The sequence below is a fragment of the Nostoc sp. CHAB 5836 genome (assembly GCF_020829445.1).
In the GTDB taxonomy this organism is placed as follows: domain Bacteria; phylum Cyanobacteriota; class Cyanobacteriia; order Cyanobacteriales; family Nostocaceae; genus Nostoc.
The window spans coordinates 1-19,502 of sequence record NZ_JAIVFV010000133.1; the positions used below are offsets into that span (position 1 = coordinate 1).

13 protein-coding genes are annotated in these 19,502 nt (G+C 42.5%); 8 read left to right on the top strand and 5 right to left on the bottom strand.

The window, feature by feature from the left end:
• Window positions 1–142: 142 nt before the first annotated feature.
• Entirely contained in the window at window positions 143–1,924 is a 1,782-nt protein-coding gene (menD, locus tag LC605_RS22815; protein WP_229549803.1) for a 2-succinyl-5-enolpyruvyl-6-hydroxy-3-cyclohexene-1-carboxylic-acid synthase, read from the top strand.
• A 513-nt stretch (window positions 1,925–2,437) separates the two neighbouring features.
• Here the strand turns inward: menD and LC605_RS22820 are convergent.
• Entirely contained in the window at window positions 2,438–3,604 is a 1,167-nt protein-coding gene (locus LC605_RS22820) for a pyridoxal phosphate-dependent aminotransferase (RefSeq protein ID WP_229549804.1), read from the bottom strand.
• Window positions 3,605–4,067: 463 nt separating this feature from the next.
• On the opposite strand from LC605_RS22820, the gene LC605_RS22825 reads away from it, so the two are divergent.
• Window positions 4,068–4,466: a hypothetical protein gene (locus LC605_RS22825; RefSeq protein WP_229549805.1), complete on the top strand. Its 399-nt coding sequence runs from the start codon at window positions 4,068–4,070 to the stop codon at window positions 4,464–4,466.
• A 596-nt stretch (window positions 4,467–5,062) separates the two neighbouring features.
• Here LC605_RS22825 and LC605_RS22830 read toward each other — a convergent pair.
• Window positions 5,063–6,145: a class I fructose-bisphosphate aldolase gene (locus tag LC605_RS22830; RefSeq protein ID WP_229549806.1), complete on the bottom strand. Its 1,083-nt coding sequence runs from the start codon at window positions 6,143–6,145 to the stop codon at window positions 5,063–5,065.
• Between the two features lie 698 nt (window positions 6,146–6,843).
• On the opposite strand from LC605_RS22830, the gene LC605_RS22835 reads away from it, so the two are divergent.
• Window positions 6,844–8,496 (top strand): adenylate/guanylate cyclase domain-containing protein, encoded by a 1,653-nt coding sequence (locus LC605_RS22835; protein WP_229549807.1) that lies wholly within the window; start codon window positions 6,844–6,846, stop codon window positions 8,494–8,496.
• A gap of 191 nt (window positions 8,497–8,687) precedes the next feature.
• Window positions 8,688–12,620, top strand: a complete 3,933-nt coding sequence (locus LC605_RS22840) for an EAL domain-containing protein (protein ID WP_229549808.1) — start codon at window positions 8,688–8,690, stop codon at window positions 12,618–12,620.
• A 561-nt stretch (window positions 12,621–13,181) separates the two neighbouring features.
• On the opposite strand, the gene LC605_RS22845 is transcribed toward LC605_RS22840, so the two are convergent.
• Window positions 13,182–13,805: a Uma2 family endonuclease gene (locus LC605_RS22845; protein WP_229549809.1), complete on the bottom strand. Its 624-nt coding sequence runs from the start codon at window positions 13,803–13,805 to the stop codon at window positions 13,182–13,184.
• A gap of 227 nt (window positions 13,806–14,032) precedes the next feature.
• On the opposite strand from LC605_RS22845, the gene LC605_RS22850 reads away from it, so the two are divergent.
• Both LC605_RS22850 and LC605_RS22855 read left to right on the top strand, forming a co-directional pair.
• Window positions 14,033–15,400: an NAD-dependent succinate-semialdehyde dehydrogenase gene (locus LC605_RS22850; protein ID WP_229549810.1), complete on the top strand. Its 1,368-nt coding sequence runs from the start codon at window positions 14,033–14,035 to the stop codon at window positions 15,398–15,400.
• Between the two features lie 137 nt (window positions 15,401–15,537).
• Entirely contained in the window at window positions 15,538–17,181 is a 1,644-nt protein-coding gene (locus tag LC605_RS22855; RefSeq protein WP_229549811.1) for an acetolactate synthase large subunit, read from the top strand.
• Window positions 17,182–17,283: 102 nt separating this feature from the next.
• Here the strand turns inward: LC605_RS22855 and LC605_RS22860 are convergent, their stop codons facing one another.
• Window positions 17,284–17,712, bottom strand: coding sequence for a GNAT family N-acetyltransferase (locus tag LC605_RS22860; RefSeq protein ID WP_306426878.1), 429 nt, complete (start codon window positions 17,710–17,712; stop codon window positions 17,284–17,286).
• A gap of 120 nt (window positions 17,713–17,832) precedes the next feature.
• On the opposite strand from LC605_RS22860, the gene LC605_RS22865 reads away from it, so the two are divergent.
• A complete protein-coding gene (locus LC605_RS22865; RefSeq protein WP_229549813.1) occupies window positions 17,833–18,333 on the top strand; it encodes a hypothetical protein in 501 nt (166 codons plus the stop codon).
• 227 nt (window positions 18,334–18,560) lie between these two features.
• Window positions 18,561–18,887: a DUF6464 family protein gene (locus tag LC605_RS22870; RefSeq protein WP_229549814.1), complete on the top strand. Its 327-nt coding sequence runs from the start codon at window positions 18,561–18,563 to the stop codon at window positions 18,885–18,887.
• 256 nt (window positions 18,888–19,143) lie between these two features.
• On the opposite strand, the gene LC605_RS22875 is transcribed toward LC605_RS22870, so the two are convergent.
• Window positions 19,144–19,502: hypothetical protein (locus LC605_RS22875; RefSeq protein ID WP_229549815.1), on the bottom strand; the 359-nt coding region annotated here is incomplete at its 5' end.

Sequence of the window (19,502 nt, forward strand, 5' to 3'; positions counted from 1 at the left end):
CAAAAGCTAGATGGCTAGTAGAGGCGACTGCGGTTGAGACGGGAAACCCAAAAGACGAATAAAACCGTCGTTGTTGTAGTTGAAATTGGAAGCCCCTTTTTCAGCGAAGCAAAAAGGGGTACTTCACAATTGTTTTATAGCTATGTTTGATTTAATGCCGATCGCTTATAGGAATGTGAATCAACTTTGGGCTTATATTTTAACAGAGACGCTAAAGCGGTTGGGATTGACTTGTGTGGTAATTTGTCCTGGATCACGCTCTACACCCTTAGCGATCGCCTTCGCTCAACAAGTACCTGAGATTGAAGCGATTTCCATTCTCGATGAACGTTCCGCCGCCTTTTTTGCTTTGGGACAAGCCAAAGCAACCGGACGGCCTGTGGTACTAGTTTGTACCTCTGGTACAGCAGGAGCAAATTTTTATTCAGCAGTAATTGAAGCCTCATATAGTCATGTACCACTGTTGCTATTAACCACCGATAGACCGCCAGAATTGCGAGATTGTCACTCTGGGCAAACTATAGATCAATTGAGATTATATGGAAACTACCCAAATTGGCAAACAGAGTTAGCCTTACCCTCTGCTGACATCGGAATGCTAGCTTATCTGCGACAAACGGTAATTCATAGTTGGGAAAGAGCGCAAACTCCTACAAAGGGGCCAGTACATTTGAATATTCCCTTTCGTGATCCTTTAGCGCCTGTTGCTGATGGAACTGATTTGAGTTATTTGCAATCACAGTTTCAACCAGAAGAATTTTTCGCAGGAATAACAGACAGATTACCCATTCCCCATTCCCTATTCCCCATGCCCCAACAATGGAAGGAATGCGATCGCGGTATGATCATTGCAGGTGTTGCCCAACCACAGCAACCACAGGAATATTGTAGAGCGATCGCCCAACTTTCCCAAACTCTCAAATGGCCCGTGCTAGCAGAGGGACTCTCGCCACTCAGAAATTATGCCCAACTCAACCCTTACTTGATTTCCACCTATGACCTGATTTTGCGAAATCAGCAACTAGCAAAGCAGCTAGCACCCAAAATGGTGATTCAGGTAGGAGAAATGCCTACAAGTAAAGAACTGCGTACCTGGATAGATGCAACCCAAGCACGACGCTGGTTAATTGACAAGAGCGATCAAAACCTCGACCCTTTACACGGGAGGACAATCCACCTGCGAATTTCAGTAGAACAACTGATTTGTGGGGGAGATAGTCAGGAAAATACGGCAGTATCTTCCTCATCTTTTCCTGACTATCTCCAACAATGGTGTACAGCAGAAACGCAAGTCAGGTTATCTGTTGACCAAACGATGGGGAAAATAGATCAAGTCATTGAGAGTAAAGCAGCTTGGTTAATTTCTCAGATTTTACCGCCCGGAACGCCTCTGTTTATTGCCAATAGTATGCCTGTGCGGGATGTGGAATATTTCTGGAAACCGAATAATTTAGGAGTGCGATCGCACTTTAACCGGGGTGCAAATGGTATAGATGGCACATTATCCACAGCTTTAGGAATGGCACATCGCCAGCAAAGTAGTGTGATGTTAACGGGAGATTTAGCTCTGTTACATGACACCAATGGTTTTTTAATTCGCAATAAGTTTGTCGGACATCTCACGATTGTGTTAATTAACAACAATGGTGGTGGGATTTTTGAAATGTTACCCATTGCCAAATTTGACCCACCATTTGAAGAGTTTTTTGGCACTCCCCAGGATATTGATTTTGCTCTGTTGTGTGCCACTTACAATGTGCAGCATGAATTGATTACTTCTTGGGAACAGTTGCAGCAAAGATTAAACCCGCTCACAACTACAGGAATTCGGGTTTTGGAATTGCAGACAAATCGCAAAAAAGACGCTCAATGGCGACAGGATAATTTCAGTAACTTTGCTGGTTTTCATACAGAATTTATATAATATCATGTCCGGTTTATTACGTACTAAGCCCCAAGAACCCCACCCCGCCAAAGCCGTGCTTTGTCTCCCCTCCCGAAGAGCGGGGAGGGGTGCAATGACTATAGGAATCATAACTCAATACGGTTCACAAAAGGGCTGAAACTCTTTTTTTTACGAACCACAGAGGCGCAGAGAACGCAGAGAGAAGAGAGAAGGAGGAAATGCTTAACCCAAGTGTATTGAATCATAACTAATTACCGGGACATGATATGACTTGAGGTTTGGAACTCGGAACTTCAGGTTTAAAAATGAACTCCACCCTTTGTGAGTCGAAAGAAAGGGTGGAGTTAAAAAGTTGGAGAGTTTGTAAATTCTCCTGACAAATGACAAATGACCAATGACCAATGACAAATGACAAATGACAAATCACAAATGACAAATGACAAATCACAAATCACAAATCACAAATGACCAATGACAAATCACAAATGACCAATGACAAATGACCAATGACCAATGACCAATGACAAATGACTAAATACGCGATTTGACAAATTTCTCTAATCTATCCATTCCCTTTTCAATCGTCGCCATATCTGTGGCGTAGGAAAGGCGAATGTTATCATCAGCGCCAAAAGCAATTCCGGGAATAACTGCAACTTGATGTTCTCCTAGTAAAGCGTCACAAAATTCTAGGGATTTTAGACCGGTTTTGCTGATATCAGGAAACAGATAAAAAGCCCCATCTGGTTTTGCGGTACTCAATCCGGGAATGGCGTTGAGTCTGTCTAGCATTACCTGTCGGCGTTTGGCGAAGGCTTGGCGCATTTCTTCGACACAATGTTGAGAACTTTGTAGCGCCGCGATCGCACCATATTGAGCAAAGGTACACACGTTAGATGTACTATGCCCTTGGATGGTACTCGCTGCTTTAATGATTTCTACTGGCCCTGCTAAATAACCAAGTCTCCACCCAGTCATAGAATAAGCTTTCGCAAAGCCATTACTAATCAAAGTGCGGTCAAAAATTTCCTTCCCTAGAGAACCGATGCTAATATGTTCTGCACCATCGTAGAGAATCTTTTCGTAAATCTCATCCGAGACAACAAAGATATCTGCATCAACTACTACCTCGGCCAGTGCTTTGATTTCATCTGGCGTGTAAACCATCCCTGTGGGATTAGATGGAGAGTTGAGGATAAATAGCTTTGTCTTCGGCGTGATTGCTTGACGGAGTTGTTCGGGAGTAATTTTATAACCCGTCGTTGCGTCTGTAGAGACAATTACCGAAACCCCGCCGACCAAAGTCACCATTTCGGGATAACTTAACCAATAGGGTGCAGGGATAATTACCTCATCACCTGGATCGATCAACGCCACGATTAAGTTGTATAGAGAATGCTTACCGCCATTGGTGACGATGACATTCTCTGGCTTGTAATCAAGGCCATTATCAATTTTAAGCTTGTGGGCGATCGCTTCCCTTAACTTTGGTTCTCCGGCTGCTGCACCATACTTGGTTTTGCCTTCATCCAAAGCTTTGACTGCTGCGGCTTTAATATGCGCTGGCGTATCAAAATCTGGTTCTCCAGCGCTAAAACTACAAACATCTATTCCTTCTGCCTTCAATGCCTTAGCCTTGGCTGCGATCGCTAAGGTTAATGAAGGTGTTACCTGACTTACTCTTGCTGCCAGCTTCATTCTTACTATTTTTGGCAAATCTTCACTTATTTAAGGATATCCCAGAATCTCTACCAATATTTGTTTTTTCTGAATTCGTTGGAGATTGCAGGGTAAGAGCATCTCAATTAAGCTTGACACAAGGACTCAGAAGATTTTAATCTATTGTCATTAGACGTCTGGTGAAAAAAAATGTAGAGACGTAGCACTGCTACGTCTCTACAAGGGTTCTGGCTAACACATATTTAATTTCTGGAGATGTCTAATGAAACAACAGCTGAGAACCTAAATCATATAATTATTATCCATAGCGGTGCGCTTCGTTTTTTTACGGATACTACATTTGTAGGTTTTTTCACGTTTATGGATGAATACCCTACTGAATATGACCAATGACTAAAAAGCAAGAAATAGTTTAAAGGTAGGGTCTAGAATATCAGCACTGGTTAAAATTGAGTTAAATAACAAAATTGAGAGTAAAATCATGTATACAAAATCAAGAAATAGTCTTCAAAATAAAAAGCTTAACGCCAATTCGTACATTACAATCGATGATGATAAATTTCCCCAAGGTAACGTAAGAATGTACGCAATTTCTTTTGATATGGATATTGAAACTTTCAGACAATCCTATGGCGACCCTTACAACAATGCCTATGGTGAAATTAAAAAAGTACTTTCTTCACACGGTTTTACTAGACAGCAAGGAAGTGTTTATTTTGGTAATGAAAGTGTTAACGCTGTTACTTGTGTTTTAGCTGTTCAAGACTTATCTAGAAGATTACCTTGGTTTCCAGTATCAGTAAGAGATATAAGAATGTTAAGGATAGAGGAAAATAACGACCTCTTACCAGCAGTTCAAGCAAATTTAGCTAATCCATAGTTTTTGCGTCATTGTTATAAATTTTCCCGCCCACCTACTTAGTGTTTTAATTTTAGAGGTCTTCTTTTGTTATTCCAAAAACCGTGAACCTGGTACTTGTAGCGCCGAGATTTTGAAGCGATCGCAAAAAAGTTGTGGTCAACCAGATTTCTTACTAAGAAACGTTAAGTAGGTCGGCGCAATTAAAGTCAACTGGCTAAGGCTGTCATTTGTCATTCGTCATTTGTCATTAGTAAGGGTTTTAAGCTTATTTACGTTTCGTAACATACTTGATTTTTTTCGCACCAACGTACTTAGATAAGAAAAGGGAATAGGCAATAGCGCATTAGTTATTAATTCTTTTCCCCCACTCCCTCATCCCCCTCATCCCCCTCATCCCCCTCATCCCCCTCATCCCCCCACTCCCTAAGTACAATATTTCATAAATTCGTAGCGAATTCTCTTTGCGTTCCTACCCTACGGGAAGGCGTTCGCGTAGCGTCTCGTAGAGAAGCGCCTATGCGCTTCCCTTTGCGCCCCTACCCTGCGGGAAGGCGAGGCGCCTATGCGTTTAAATTTCAACCCTCAATTCACCACGATTTTATGCTGCATCTGTACTAAGCTATCGTCACATCTGGCGACAAATAAACATCCTGAATGGCATGAAATAACTTCACACCTTCCTCAAAGGGACGTTGGAAAGTCTTTCGCCCAGAAATTAATCCCGAACCACCGGCACGTTTGTTAATTACAGCAGTGCGAACTGCTTCGGCAAAGTCATTTTTACCAGTCGCCCCACCAGAATTAATCAACCCCACACGCCCAGAGTAGCAATTCAACACTTGATAACGAGTTAAATCAATTGGGTGATCAGTTGTCAATTCTGTGTAAACCCGCTCATCGGTTTTGCCGTAACTCTTACCAGTGGCTTTGACAACAGCACCGTAACCATTGTTATTTTCGGGTAACTTTTGTTTAATAATATCGGCTTCAATTGTTACACCCAAATGATTTGCCTGTCCGGTGAGGTCAGCCGCAAGGTGGTAATCTTTATCTTGTTTGAAGGCGTTGTTCCGCAGATAACACCAGAGAATAGTCACCAAACCGAGCTCATGGGCGCGTTTAAAAGCTTTGCTGATTTCCTGAATTTGTCTGGTAGACTGGTCTGAACCAAAGTAAATTGTTGCACCTACCGCCGTCGCCCCTAAATTCCAAGCTTGTTCCACATCAGCAAACAACACCTGGTCAAATTGATTAGGGAAAGTCAGCAATTCGTTGTGATTGATTTTGACAATAAAGGGAATTTTGTGGGCATATTTGCGCGAAACTATACCTAATGTCCCCAAAGTGGTAGCAACAGCATTGCAACCTGCGGCGATCGCTAGCTTGACGATATTTTCTGGATCAAAGTAAATCGGATTGGGCGCAAAAGATGCGCCTGCTGAGTGTTCAATCCCTTGGTCTACCGGTAAAATAGACAGATAACCAGTGTTTGCCAGACGACCAGTAGAATAAAGTAACTGGAGATTACGCAATACTTGAGGGTTGCGATCGCTCTTTAGCCAGATTCGATCTACAAAGTCTGGCCCCGGCAAATGCAGTAAATCATGAGAAACTTTTGCTTTGTAGGTAAGTAAGTCTTCTGCCTCTTTACCTAGCAATGACTCAATAGAATTAGCCTCTTTGAGCGTTGTAGTCATGGTATTATCCTCAAAAATTGAGCAAATGACCTTGCTTTTAAGATAGCATTTTTAATACTGCTAACCTGGGTTGTACGGTCATTACTTATGTGTATTCTTTTTGAATATATAGCAATCTTCTTTTATAAATGAAAACCAAAAGGCTGAGATTTCCCACTTATTTTAATAAGTCGGGAATCTTGTTATGAATGATTAAGTAGGGCTATACTACCGGAGGTATTCAATCAACTTTCGGAATTGATGTTTTCAACCTCAGTTAGGGACTTCTAATTCAAAAAATACTCAACTACCAACACTGTTCGGTTAAGAATATTCGTAGGTTGGGTTGAGGAACGAAACCCAACATTTTCTTTCTCTTTGTTGGGTTTCGCTTACGCTCAACCCAACCTACACATTTTTATTTTTAGTCTTAATCGAACCGTATTGACTCAACTACTTCATGTGGGATGGGCGACACGAGCGCCCCACAAGATTGAATAATTTATTTATTGGAAGTCCCTGATCAGTCCAAAATAGTACAATTATACTGCTTTAGATTCATGGCTGAAAATTGAAGTTGGGCCCAATTATTAGTTAGCGATCGCTATGTATACTGATATTCTTTGTCACAGCAGTTCCTTGACTTTAAGGTTAACCTGTAGGGTATAACTTACGTTAGAGTTGGTTCCACCTCTAGCTTCGATGGATCGATCACACTCATGACTGAACTGACGCTACGCCTACAAGAGGGAGATACCGAGACAACGATCACAGTTGGCCAAGATGTATTTACAATTGGTCGTTTGCCGGAATGTAACTTGTACTTACCTTTTGCTGGAGTATCCCGCAATCATGCTCGCGTGGTGAAAACGGCTGAGGGTGTGTGGACTATCGAGGATCTGGGCAGTAAAAACGGGACGCAAGTCAATAAATGCCTTGTTAGCTATCCCCAAGAGTTACATCACGGTGATATCGTTTGGCTAGGCAATGTCACCCTGGTAGTGCTACTCACAAGTTATGTTTTAAAATCGACATCTGAGTATCCCAAAACTTCGGAAAATAATGAGCAAAGAACAATCCTTCACAATGTCGAACATTTACAACAGCAATGGATTGCAGATAATAGCAAGGATGGCAACATCAGCAATAAAGATAAAACCATTGCCCGTCTCAAAGATTTAGTGGACATAGCGAAAAATCTCTGTGGGGCGGCGTCTATAGAAGAGATTTTTTGTCAGGTGCAGCAAGTGGTTTTTCGTTACCTTGATAGTATCGAACGCTTGGCATTATTAATTGATGTCAACGGTCGCGGCCAGTTGGAATTAGTCAATGCTGCTACTAGAAATATTTCCCAACAGCAATATCTTCCCTCTGATGGTAGTTGGATTAGTCGTAGTATCTGTCAAAAGGTATTTGATGAAAAAGTGGTCATTCAAACTGGCGATACTCATGAAGACGAACGGTTTGCTAGTGAACAGAGTATTTTGGTCAAAGGCATTCGTAGCGCGATGGCGGTGCCTTTATGGGATGAAAATAAAGTTGTGGGCGTACTGTATGCCGATGCCAATCTTTCTTCTTACCATTGGGTAAATGAAGGGGAGGAAGAACTCAGCTTTTTTTCGGCTCTAGCAAACCTTGTCGCTTCTAGTGTGCAGCGTTGGCTACTGGTAGAGAAACTCAAAACTGAAGAGATGATTCGTCACCGACTAGAACGCTATCATTCTCCAGCAGTTGTACAGCAGTTGATATCTTTAGGCGGATTACCGGGTGGTCGTTTAGCTCCCACCGAGAGCGAAATCAGTATTTTGTTTGCAGACTTGGTTGGCTTTACGGCAATTTCTGAACAGTTAACACCAACTGCGATCGCCCAACTATTAAATAATTTATTTGAAGAGATGCTAAAAGAAGTGTTTACCTACGGCGGCACTTTAGATAAATATATTGGCGATTGTATTATGGCATTTTTTGGCGCTCCAGAACCACAACCAGATCATGCCGATCGCGCTGTTGCTGCTGCCAAGGGAATGCTTACTCGTCTCGATCATCTGAATGCCAATGGTTTTTGGCACGAACCCCTTCAATTACGTATCGCGATTAATAGCGGTAAGGCTGTGGTGGGAGATGTCGGTAGTTCCCAAAGGGTAGACTATACGGCATTAGGAGCGACAATTAACCTTGCGGCTCGCATGGAAGCAGTTTGTCCCCCTAGTGAATGCGTGATTAGTGAAGCCACCCATAAAATGCTTTCACTACCTTCAGACTTCGAGGAAATGGGAGATTATCGCTTCAAAGGTATTGAGCGATTAGTAAAAATTTATCAGACAAATTTGCAACAAGTGCCAACTATCATTGCTCCAATCATTAATCTTTAGGGATTGTGCATAGGCAGGCTTTGAGGTCTAGATTTTGTAAATCATCTAGTTACAAATCGGGTTATTTTAAAATAGGCTCGTTCTATAGACTAATACACTTGGGTTAAGCATTTCCTCCTTCTCTTTGATCTCTTTTCTCTCTGTGTTCTCTGCGCCTCTGTGGTTCGTAAAAAAGAGTTTCAGCAAAAATTATGACTGATTTATCTCCCTTAAAAATTATTACTAAAGCGCCCAAAATTATAGCGTTGTTTGCCGGAGGATTCAGTGTAATTTTGGGATTTGTGGTGATGGTTGCATGGCATATTCACTTGACAGCTATAATCCAAGTTCTGCCAGATTCTCCTCCCATGCGCTACAACACTGCTATAGCATTTTTTCTCAATGGGTGGGCATTGCTAGCTCTGATCAAAAAATGGCGACAACTTGCAGGCGGATTGAGTTTATTGGTTGCTTTCATTGGCGGCTTGACTTTGGCGCAATATATCTTTCAGGTCAACTTTGGTATTGACCAACTTTTTATACAGGACTACCTGACAAACACTCTTCCTACTTCCAGCAGCATCTTGAGGATTAATGAATCAATCCACCAATTTCTGATTACAGTTTCCAGTCCCTTACCAGGTCGCCCTTCTCCCAATACAGCATTAGGTTTTACTCTATTAGGTATAGCATCGCTGTGCTTATCTCTAGTCAGGATGAGCAGGCGTTTATTAATTGCAGCTGGACTGTCATCAGCAGGGGCGATCGCCATTGGAATTGTCCCATTATTCGGCTACTTTAGTGGTTTAAGTACAACCTACAAATGGGCAACTACAGGTGTAGCAATTCCGACTGCACTAGGTTTGCTGATTCTTGGAGTTAGCCTCCAGCTTCTGGCTATTGAGCGAGTCGATCGCCTACCACAATGGTTTCCCATAAGTATTGGTTTTGGGATTTTGACTGGAAATCTGTTTGTCTGGCAAGCAATAACTAGTTGGAACAATATACTTATTAAAGAGCTATCAAATATTACTCCAGAAGTTCAATTACTGCTAACTCCGGTAGCCCGACTAGTGCTGCTAGAAGGACTATTCCTCTCCTTGCTGGTGATGCTAGTTCTCTACTTTGCTCAACTTGCCCAAAAGCAAGCAGCGCAGTTGAAACTGACGAATTATGACTTGCTAAAGTCTAACTCATTACTTCAGGCAACCATAGAATCCACGGCTGATGGCATTTTGGTTCTGGATGCTGACGGGCAAAAAATTAACTTCAATACTCAGTTTATTCAGATGTGGCAAGTTCCAGACTCAGTTATCAAAGCGATGAAATGGGGAGAGGAGCAGTCAATATTGTCATTTATTGCTAGTCAATTCCAAGATCCAGAGGTGTTTTTGCAAGTGACAAACCAAATGCTCAACCGCCCAGAGGAGGAGACTTACAATGTTTGGCAATTTCAAAATGGGCGAGTTTTGGAGTTATATACTCGTCCGCAATGGATTAGCGATCGCCCCATCGGACTAGTTTTCAGCTTTCGGGATATCACTGATGGCCATCGCGCCCAAGAGCAACTTTGCTTCCTCAAAACAATGGCATTTGCGATCGCCGAGTCCCCAGATTTTAACTCGGCATTAACACAAGTTTTGCAATTAGTCTGTCAAACAACCCATTGGGACTATGGCGAAGCCTGGATTCCTTGTCCGAAAAGTCATGTTTTGCAGTCTAGTTCGGCTTGGTACATCAATCACCATTTGCATCCAGATCATATATCTCAAATCCAAGAATTTCGAGCGGTGAGTGAAACATTTACCTTTCCATTGGGCGTTGGTTTGCCTGGAAGAGTCTGGGCATTACGGCAACCAGAGTGGCAAGAAGATACTTCCAAGCAGACAGAAACTACTTTTGTGCGTCAATCCATAGTCTTAGAGAATGGCATCAAAACCGGATTGGGAATTCCTGTGGTTGTCAACCACCAAGTATTAGCAGTGCTGGTATTTTTCAAGTGTACAGCCGCTCCTGAAGACAAGCAACTAGTAGAAAATCTTTTAACCATTGCCGCCCAATTAGGTTTATTACTACAACGCAAACAGCTAGAAGTCGCGTTGCAAGAGAGCGAAGCCCGATTCCAAGCATTCATGAATAACAGTCCGGCTTTGGCATTTATGAAAGATGAAGCGGGGCGATTTGTCTATGTCAACGAATCATTGGAGCGGGTATTCAATATAAAATTAGCGCATTTGCAAGGGAAGACAGATTTCGATTGGCTACCAGAAGAAACTGCAAGGCAAGTGCGTCAAAATGATGCCAAGGTGTTAGCAACGGGTCAAGCTGTAGAATTGCTAGAAACGTTTCCTACACCTGATGGCAGTCTCCATTACTGGTTAGTCTTCAAATTTCCTTTTCAAGATAGTTATGGGTGCAAATATGTTGGTGGTATAGCAGTGGACATCACCGAACGTAAACGGATGGAAGAAGAACTATTTCACGAAAAAGAATTGGCCCAAATCACGTTACATTCCATCGGTGACGCGGTAATTACTACAGATGCAACTGGCAAAATTGAGTATTTTAACCCCGCTGCTGAAATCCTCACAGGTTGGTGTCAGCAAGAGGCAAAAGGTTTACTACTAAGGGAAGTCTTGAGGATTTTCCATGAAACCACAGGAGAACCAGCCGAAAATCCGGTAGAAAAAGCTTTAAAATCAGGGCAGATTGTCGGTTTGGCAAATCAAACAGTCTTGATTACCCGTGACGATCGCCAAATTGCTATTGATGACTCCGCCGCCCCAATTCGCGATCGCCAAAATCAAGTTGTCGGTGCAGTTATGGTGTTTAATGATGTTACCCAAAAGCGTAGCCTTTCCCGTCAAATCACTTGGCAAGCAAGTCACGATTCTTTAACGGGGCTAGTGAATCGCCGCGAATTTGAACAATGTCTAGATCAAGCGGTGAACAATGTCAAAACACACAACCTACAATACGCTTTATGCTATTTAGATTTGGATCAATTCAAGATTGTCAATGATACTTGCGGTCATGCAGCCGGTGATGAACTCTTGCGGCAAATCACAACACTATTGCAAACTAAGATCCGTCAGAGCGATATGCTAGCACGACTAGGTGGAGATGAGTTTGGCGTACTGCTTTACCAATGTTCTTTACAGCAAGCCATACGGGTTGCGGAGGTATTGCGTGAGACTATTCAAGACTTTCGGTTTGTCTGGCAAGACAATATTTTTTCCATTGGAGTCAGCATTGGCTTAGTAGAAATTAACGCCGACAGTGAGAACCAAGTCAGTCTTTTAAGCTATGCAGATGCTGCCTGCTACGCTGCTAAAAATAAGGGACGCAATCGCGTTCATGTTTTTCAGCCCGACGATGAAGAACTTTTACAACAGCGTGGAGAAATGCAGTGGGTTTCACGGATTACCCAAGCCCTTGCAGAAAATCGTTTTTGCTTGTATTCTCAAGCTATTGTAGCGATCGCACCTACGGCAACAGAAGAGAGTCATTACGAAATCTTGCTGCGCCTGAGAGACGAGGAGGGGAATATAATTGCGCCAATGGCATTTATTCCGGCAGCTGAACGCTACAACCTCATGCCGACAATTGATCGCTGGGTGATCAAGACCCTGTTTAAGTCTTGGTCATTGGCAGAACACGATGGTAAGACTATTTATGCCCTCAACCTTTCGGGTACTACTATCAATGACGATCAGTTTATTAGCTTTTTGCGTGAGCAATTTGCATTGTATCAAGTGCCACCACAGTCGATTTGCTTTGAAATTAGAGAAACCGTAGCGATCGCAAACTTAACAAAAGCCAGCCAGTTCATTAGTGAACTTCAACGCTACGGCTGTCGTTTTGCCTTGGATGATTTTGGTAGTGGTATGTCCTCTTTCGCCTGTCTTAAAACCCTCCCAGTAGACTATTTGAAAATCGACGCCGGATTTATTAAGAACATTATGGAAAATTCCGTGGATGATGCAATGGTAGAAGCCATTGCCCGCATCGGGCGTATCATCGGGGTAAAAACCATTGCTGAGTTTGTCGAAAATGATGATATCTTAGAACGAATCAAAGCCTTGGGAGTCCATTATGCTCAAGGCTATGGGGTGGCTAAACCACGTCCTTTAGTATTTATTTAGAGGATGTTTTAAAAGTCCTCTGGTCGGTAGCGAAACGTTTTAGATCCTCCTAAATCCCCCTTATAAAGCAATACGGTTCACAAAAGGGCTGATATCGTGTCCGGGTAATTTAGCTATGATTCTCACAGTCATTGCACCCCACACGCCAGATGCTCTACTTGGGGAGACCCCAAGACCGCACTGGCTCCCCTTAATCCCCTCCCCGCCTGCGGGGAGGGGAGACAAAGCACAGCTTTGGCGGGGTGGGGTTCTTGGGGTTTAGTAAGTAATCAACCGGACATGATATGAAACTCTTTTTTTACGAACCACAGAGGCGCAGAGAACACAGAGAGAAGAGAGAAGGAGGAAATGCTTAACCCAAGTGTATTGCCTTATCAAGGGGGACTTTGATTCTTCCCCCTTAAAAAGGGGAGCCAGCGCCTTGACTGGGGTCTCCCCAAGACCGCGCTGGCGTGGATTAGGGGGGATCTAGAAGTGCCTAAAATTATAGCCCACCACTTTTAAAACATCCTCTTAAAGCCAATGGGGAGTGGGGAGTGCTGAACAATTACGAATTAAGAATTACCTGACTGTGCTAGCCCGAAAAATTTGCTCTGCCGTCAAATTCAACTCTGGAAAAATTGATGACTCGATGCGGTCATCTCCTCGAAATTTACTAATGCGATACTCACCTTCTTCTAAACAGCAAATTAAAATAGTCGGTTGTTTGGGTTTGCCAATAAATTCCCTACCGCCCAATGCAGCATAATCGACAATCCAGTATTCAGGAATTCCCATTTCTTCATAGTCAGCATATTTTTTCAGATAATCATCACGCCAGTTTGTACTTACCACCTCAATTACTAAAGGAATTGATGCTGCTTGAGTAACAGTTGATTCTTTTTTCCACCGAGGTTCATTAACTAAATTAGGCTGATTTAGTATCAGGACATCTGGGGAATAGGCAGATTCGTTCTCAACTGGTTTGACGAATGCTGTTTTGGGGATGAAATAACGAAGATTTAAGCGACTATATTCTAAAGTGATTTGTGTCGCTAAAAATCCAATCACCTCTTCATGGTCGCCTGTAGGTGGTGGCATCTCAATTATTACTCCATCATATAGTTCGTAACGTTGTCCTGTGTTATCTGGATATTTAGCAACGAATTCATCGAATGTAACTACTTTGCCTAAGACTTGAGTCATGACTTGATTCCTCAATTGTGCAAATTATAACAACTTTACTTGTATTTAATTCATCACTATTAATACGTATTAATTAGTATAGTTTCATACAACTAAAATTAGAAAATGGTCATATTGGGCAGCTAATTCTTGTTTAAAAGACTAGAATTTGGGTAGTAGCTTCCTCAATTTATGTGTATAACATTAGGAAGCCTACCTCAAGCTATTGTTTAACGGGAGGTCAGGTAATGGCGATCGCCACCATTAATCCCGCCACTGGGGAAACTATTCAAACCTTTGAGGCGCTCAATGATGCAGAAATTAATACTAAACTCGATTTGGCTAATCAGGCTTTTGAACAGTATCGCCAAACTAGTTTTTTGACGCGATCGCACTGGCTGCAAAAGGCTGCTGATATTTTAGAGCAAGACAAAGCAGAATTTGCGAAATTAATGACTCTAGAAATGGGTAAGCCTTTCAAAGCTGCGATCGCGGAAGTCGAAAAATGCGCCGTCGTCTGTCGCTACTATGGCGAACACGCCCCTGCTTTTCTAGCTGATGTCAATGTAAAAACTGATGCCAGCCAGAGTTTTGTTCGCTACCAACCAATGGGTGCAATTCTCGCGGTGATGCCGTGGAATTTCCCCTTCTGGCAAGTGTTTCGCTTTGCTGCACCAGCATTGATGGCGGGAAATGTCGGCTTACTCAAACACGCTTCCAATGTGCCACAGTGCGCCTTGGCAATTGAAGATATTTTTCGACAAGCAGGTTTTCCTGAAGGTGCTTTTCAAACCCTGTTAATCGGGGCTGGTAAAGTTGCCGATTTAATCGCTGATGACCGCGTAAAAGCTGCCACCTTGACCGGAAGCGAACTAGCAGGTGCATCCCTCGCCGCCGCCGCCGGCAAACAAATCAAAAAAACAGTTTTGGAATTAGGAGGAAGTGACCCCTTTATTGTGTTAGAAAGTGCTGACTTAGAGACAGCAGTTGTCACAGCTACTACAGCGCGGATGTTAAATAACGGGCAATCATGTATTGCAGCAAAGCGTTTTATTTTAGCAGAGGCGATCGCAGACCAATTTGAAAAATTGCTTTTAGAAAAATTTCAGGCGCTGAAAGTAGGCGATCCTATGGAACCAGATACCGATTTAGGCCCACTGGCGACACCTGGTATTCTCCAGGATTTAGATCAACAAGTGCAAAATGCCATCAGCAGTGGTGGTAAAGTCCTCACCGGTGGACATCCTTTATCAGATCGTCCAGGGAACTTTTATCCGCCAACCATTATCATAGATACCCCGCCTGACACCCCAATCGCCAAAGAAGAATTTTTTGGCCCCGTAGCCTTGTTATTCCGGGTTCCCGATATCGATGCTGCCATTAAACTCGCTAATGACACCCCCTTTGGACTAGGTGCAAGTGCTTGGACAACAAACGACCAAGAATGCGATCGCTTGGTTGAAGAAATCGAAGCCGGTGCCGTGTTTATCAACAGTATGGTCAAATCTGATCCCCGGTTGCCCTTTGGCGGCATCAAGCGTTCTGGATATGGCAGAGAATTGAGTATCCAAGGGATACATGAGTTTGTCAATGTTAAAACCGTGTGGGTTAAATGATCAAAAGTTAGGAGTTAGGAGTTAGGAGTTAGGAGTTAGGAGTTAGGAGTTAGGAGTTAGGAGTTAGGAGTTAGGAGTTGGGAGTTGGGAGTTGGGAGTTAGGAGTTAGGAGTTAGGAGTTAGGAGTTAGGAAAAAAATGAATACAGCAGAATTATTGGTGCAGTGCTTAGAAAATGAAGGAGTGCAATATATTTTTGGACTCCCTGGTGAAGAAAACCTCCACGTTTTGGAAGCGCTAAAGCATTCTTCGATTAAATTTATTACGACTCGTCATGAACAGGGTGCAGCATTCATGGCCGATGTCTACGGACGCTTAACAGGAAAAGCCGGAGTGTGTCTTTCTACTCTTGGCCCTGGGGCAACCAACTTAATGACAGGGGTAGCTGATGCTAACCTTGATGGTGCGCCCTTAGTGGCGATTACCGGTCAAGTGGGAACAGATAGAATGCATATTGAATCCCATCAATATTTAGATTTGGTGGCAATGTTTGCACCTGTGACCAAGTGGAATAAGCAGATTGTGCGACCGAGTATTACACCTGAAGTCGTGCGAAAAGCATTTAAGCGATCGCAATCGGAAAAACCTGGTGCAGTTCACATCGATTTACCAGAAAATATTGCTGCTATGCCTGTGGAAGGCAAACCTTTGCGTAAGGATAATAGCGAAAAAACCTATGCATCTTTTGCTAGCATTCGGGCCGCCGCCGCCGCAATTTGCCAAGCAGTTAACCCATTAATCTTAGTCGGCAATGGGGCAATTCGCGCTCATGCAAGTGATGCAGTCACGCAATTTGCCACATTGCTGAATATACCTGTTGCCAATACATTTATGGGTAAAGGTGTAATTCCCTATACACATCAATTGGCTTTGTGGTCAGTGGGATTACAGCAAAGAGACTTCATTACCTGTGCTTTTGATAACACAGATTTAGTAATTGCGATCGGCTATGATTTGATTGAGTTTTCCCCGAAAAAGTGGAATCGGAATGGTGAAATTCCTATTGTGCATATTGGGGTAAGTCCCTCGGAGATTGATAGTAGTTATATTCCCGATGCCGAAGTCGTGGGAGATATTTCAGATTCCCTCTATGAAATTTTAAAATTAGCAGACAGACAAGGTAAACCCGATCCTTTTGCTATCAGCTTAAGGTCAGATATTCGGGCTGATTATGAACAGTATGCCCTTGATGACGGATTTCCCATTAAGCCGCAAAAATTAATTTATGATTTACGGCAAGTGATGGGCCCAGATGATATCGTCATCTCTGATGTTGGCGCACATAAGATGTGGATGGCCCGTCATTATCATTGCCATAGCCCCAATACTTGCATAATCTCCAACGGTTTTGCAGCTATGGGTATTGCCATTCCTGGCGCTTTAGCAGCAAAACTCGTTCATCCCAATCGCAAAGTCGTTGCTGTAACAGGTGATGGCGGCTTTATGATGAATTCTCAAGAATTAGAAACAGCCTTACGTGTCGGTACGCCTTTTGTCACCATAATTTTCAATGATGGTGGCTATGGATTAATTGAGTGGAAGCAAGAAAATCACTTTGGCAAAGGAAACTCATCTTTTGTGCATTTTAGCAATCCTGATTTTGTTAAATACGCTGAAAGCATGGGTTTAAAAGGCTACCGAGTTGAATCGGCTTTAGATTTGATTCCGACTCTGAAAGAAGCCCTCGCTCAAGATGTACCTGCGGTGATAGATTGTCCCGTAGATTATCGGGAAAATCACCGCTTTAGCCAAAAAGCCGGCGAGTTGAGTTGCGCGGTGTAAAAAGTTAGAAAGGGCGCAAGTACTTGCGCCCTCAGTGTAGTATGTAATACATATTTATAATTAGAGGGTGTTTGAAAAGTTTTGAGGAGTCAACTTTTGAATTTAGTAATTTTTTAAATGTTTTTCCATGACGAAATTTATCAGCTTTTGCCCTCTACGCTCTACCTGTTGCTTTTTTATAACAATAAATCCCTGACTTTCAAAAAAAGGTTTAGCTGTAATACTGGCTTCTGTAAATAACTTTTCCAACCCTAAAGAATTTGCTTTTAATTCAATTTGTTCTAAGATTTTCTTCCCAACACCTTTCCTTTGAAAATCTTTATGACAATAGAAACGGCCAATATGACCATTAGCCTCTAATTCTCCAAAACCAATAATTTTGTCTTGCTCTTCTGCTACATAAGTAAACTTACTTCTTAAACTTTTAATCCAAACTTCAATATCCATATTTACTGGTGCCCAAGCATCTACTTGTTCTTTTGTGTAATCGTGAATATTTACTTCATGAACAGTGTCGTAGAATAATTTCATAATTTCTTCGGTGTCAGCTATTTTGTATATTCTTAATCTCATAAGGTAAATATGTTTAGTACAAATATACTACTTTCTGCTAAAATGCCTTACAAGTCAGCTAGCCTTACTTGAGGTAGTATGAAAAAAATCCAAGATACAGACAAAAAGCCCATTTTGCTGAAAGTTTCGCTGTTGCAGCCTACATCTGTAAATACTGCTATAGTGCCACTGCGACCCCAAGATCAAAAAATCATCAGTGAACGAGAGCATTTTATCGCACAAGTCGAACGTGTCAATCAGATGGCAGAAGAGTTAGAAGCAGCGATATTAGAGTTGAAAGCGATCGCTAACACACTGAATATTCAAAAACCTTACCCAGTTCTAAATCAGGAGCCATGCAAAAATATTTGTCAGTATTTCGCAGTTAGCGTCCCTTGGGTGAAACGAAAGTCTGATGAATCATTTATTCTGACAACGCGAAAAGTTGATTTATTCCGAGCCGAAAGGGAAGCTGCACAGCTAGCGCAGCAACTTCGTCAGCAAACCAAAAAAAGATTAGCATCGCAGCGAGACAGAAAAAACAAGAGTGGGGCTGAGGCTGACACAAAATGCTTATTCAAATTAGTCAACAAATCTTAAAATTATCAACATTCAACAGCAGTTCACCCTTGGGGTTGTAACAGTTATGCTGATTGAAGTGGCAGAAGGAACTTCTTCCTCAAAATTGCTAAATACCACACTGCCATTGCTAATTTCCACCAGCTATGGTAGCAAATAAGCAAAGTTGCCCTGATATTTGCACTTCCGTAAAACCAGAGTGCAACATCAGGGACAATCAATCAGCGCACAGAAGAGGTAAAAAGAAGGTGTTAAAGACACTTTTAGTGATTGTCATTGGTTTTTTACCCTCCCTGATTTCCTTGTGGGTGATCCGCAAAACTCATACGCGGTCGCGCCTACGGCTCAGACAAGCAGCCATGAATTTTCCAGTGGTACAGGGACGGCAAAACCTTAGACCTGTTGAAGGCGATCGCTATTATTTAGAAGGGGTGGGTTATCTAATTGGGGATATCAGCTGCAAATTTAATGCCCGCTCTGGTTACGTTCGCTGTGCTGTCAATCCGGAAGGCCCATGTAATGGTTGCCGTCACTACGAACCGAAGGAATTAGCTGGTAGTGAAAAAAGGGCTTAATAACTGAAGAGAAAGCAATTATCCAATGTCCTAAACTAACCCTATCCTTCACCCTCAAGAAAAACCGTTGTAAGTACAGCGGCGTAAATAATTAAAGGTTTGTAGTGAACGCGAGTGCGTCTCGTAGAGAGGAGTAAAGTCCTCATTTGAGGGCTGTTCGCGGAGCGTTCCCGTAGGTTAGCCCTCATTACAAACTAATATCAAGATTTTTTACATTACTTAACCTAGTTTGATTTATTCTCACCGACTTACTTAACTATGGGCCTGTATTAACAAAAAGTGCATTATTGGTTCCAAGACCCGCACAGATAGCCTGATTTGTGCCTAAGGAAGCACAACTAGGATTTGAGGTATATACTCCTCCCAGACTTTGAGGCCCACTCCAGGAACTGCCATTAAACTGATTCACAAAAAGTGCATTATTGGTTCCAAGACCCGCACAGATAGCCTGATTTGTGCCTAAGGAAGCACAACTAGGATTTGAGGTATATACTCCTCCCAGACTTTGAGGCCCACTCCAGGAACTGCCATTAAACTGATTCACAAAAAGTGCATTATTGGTTCCAAGACCCGCACAGATAGCCTGATTTGTGCCTAAGGAAGCACAACTAGGAT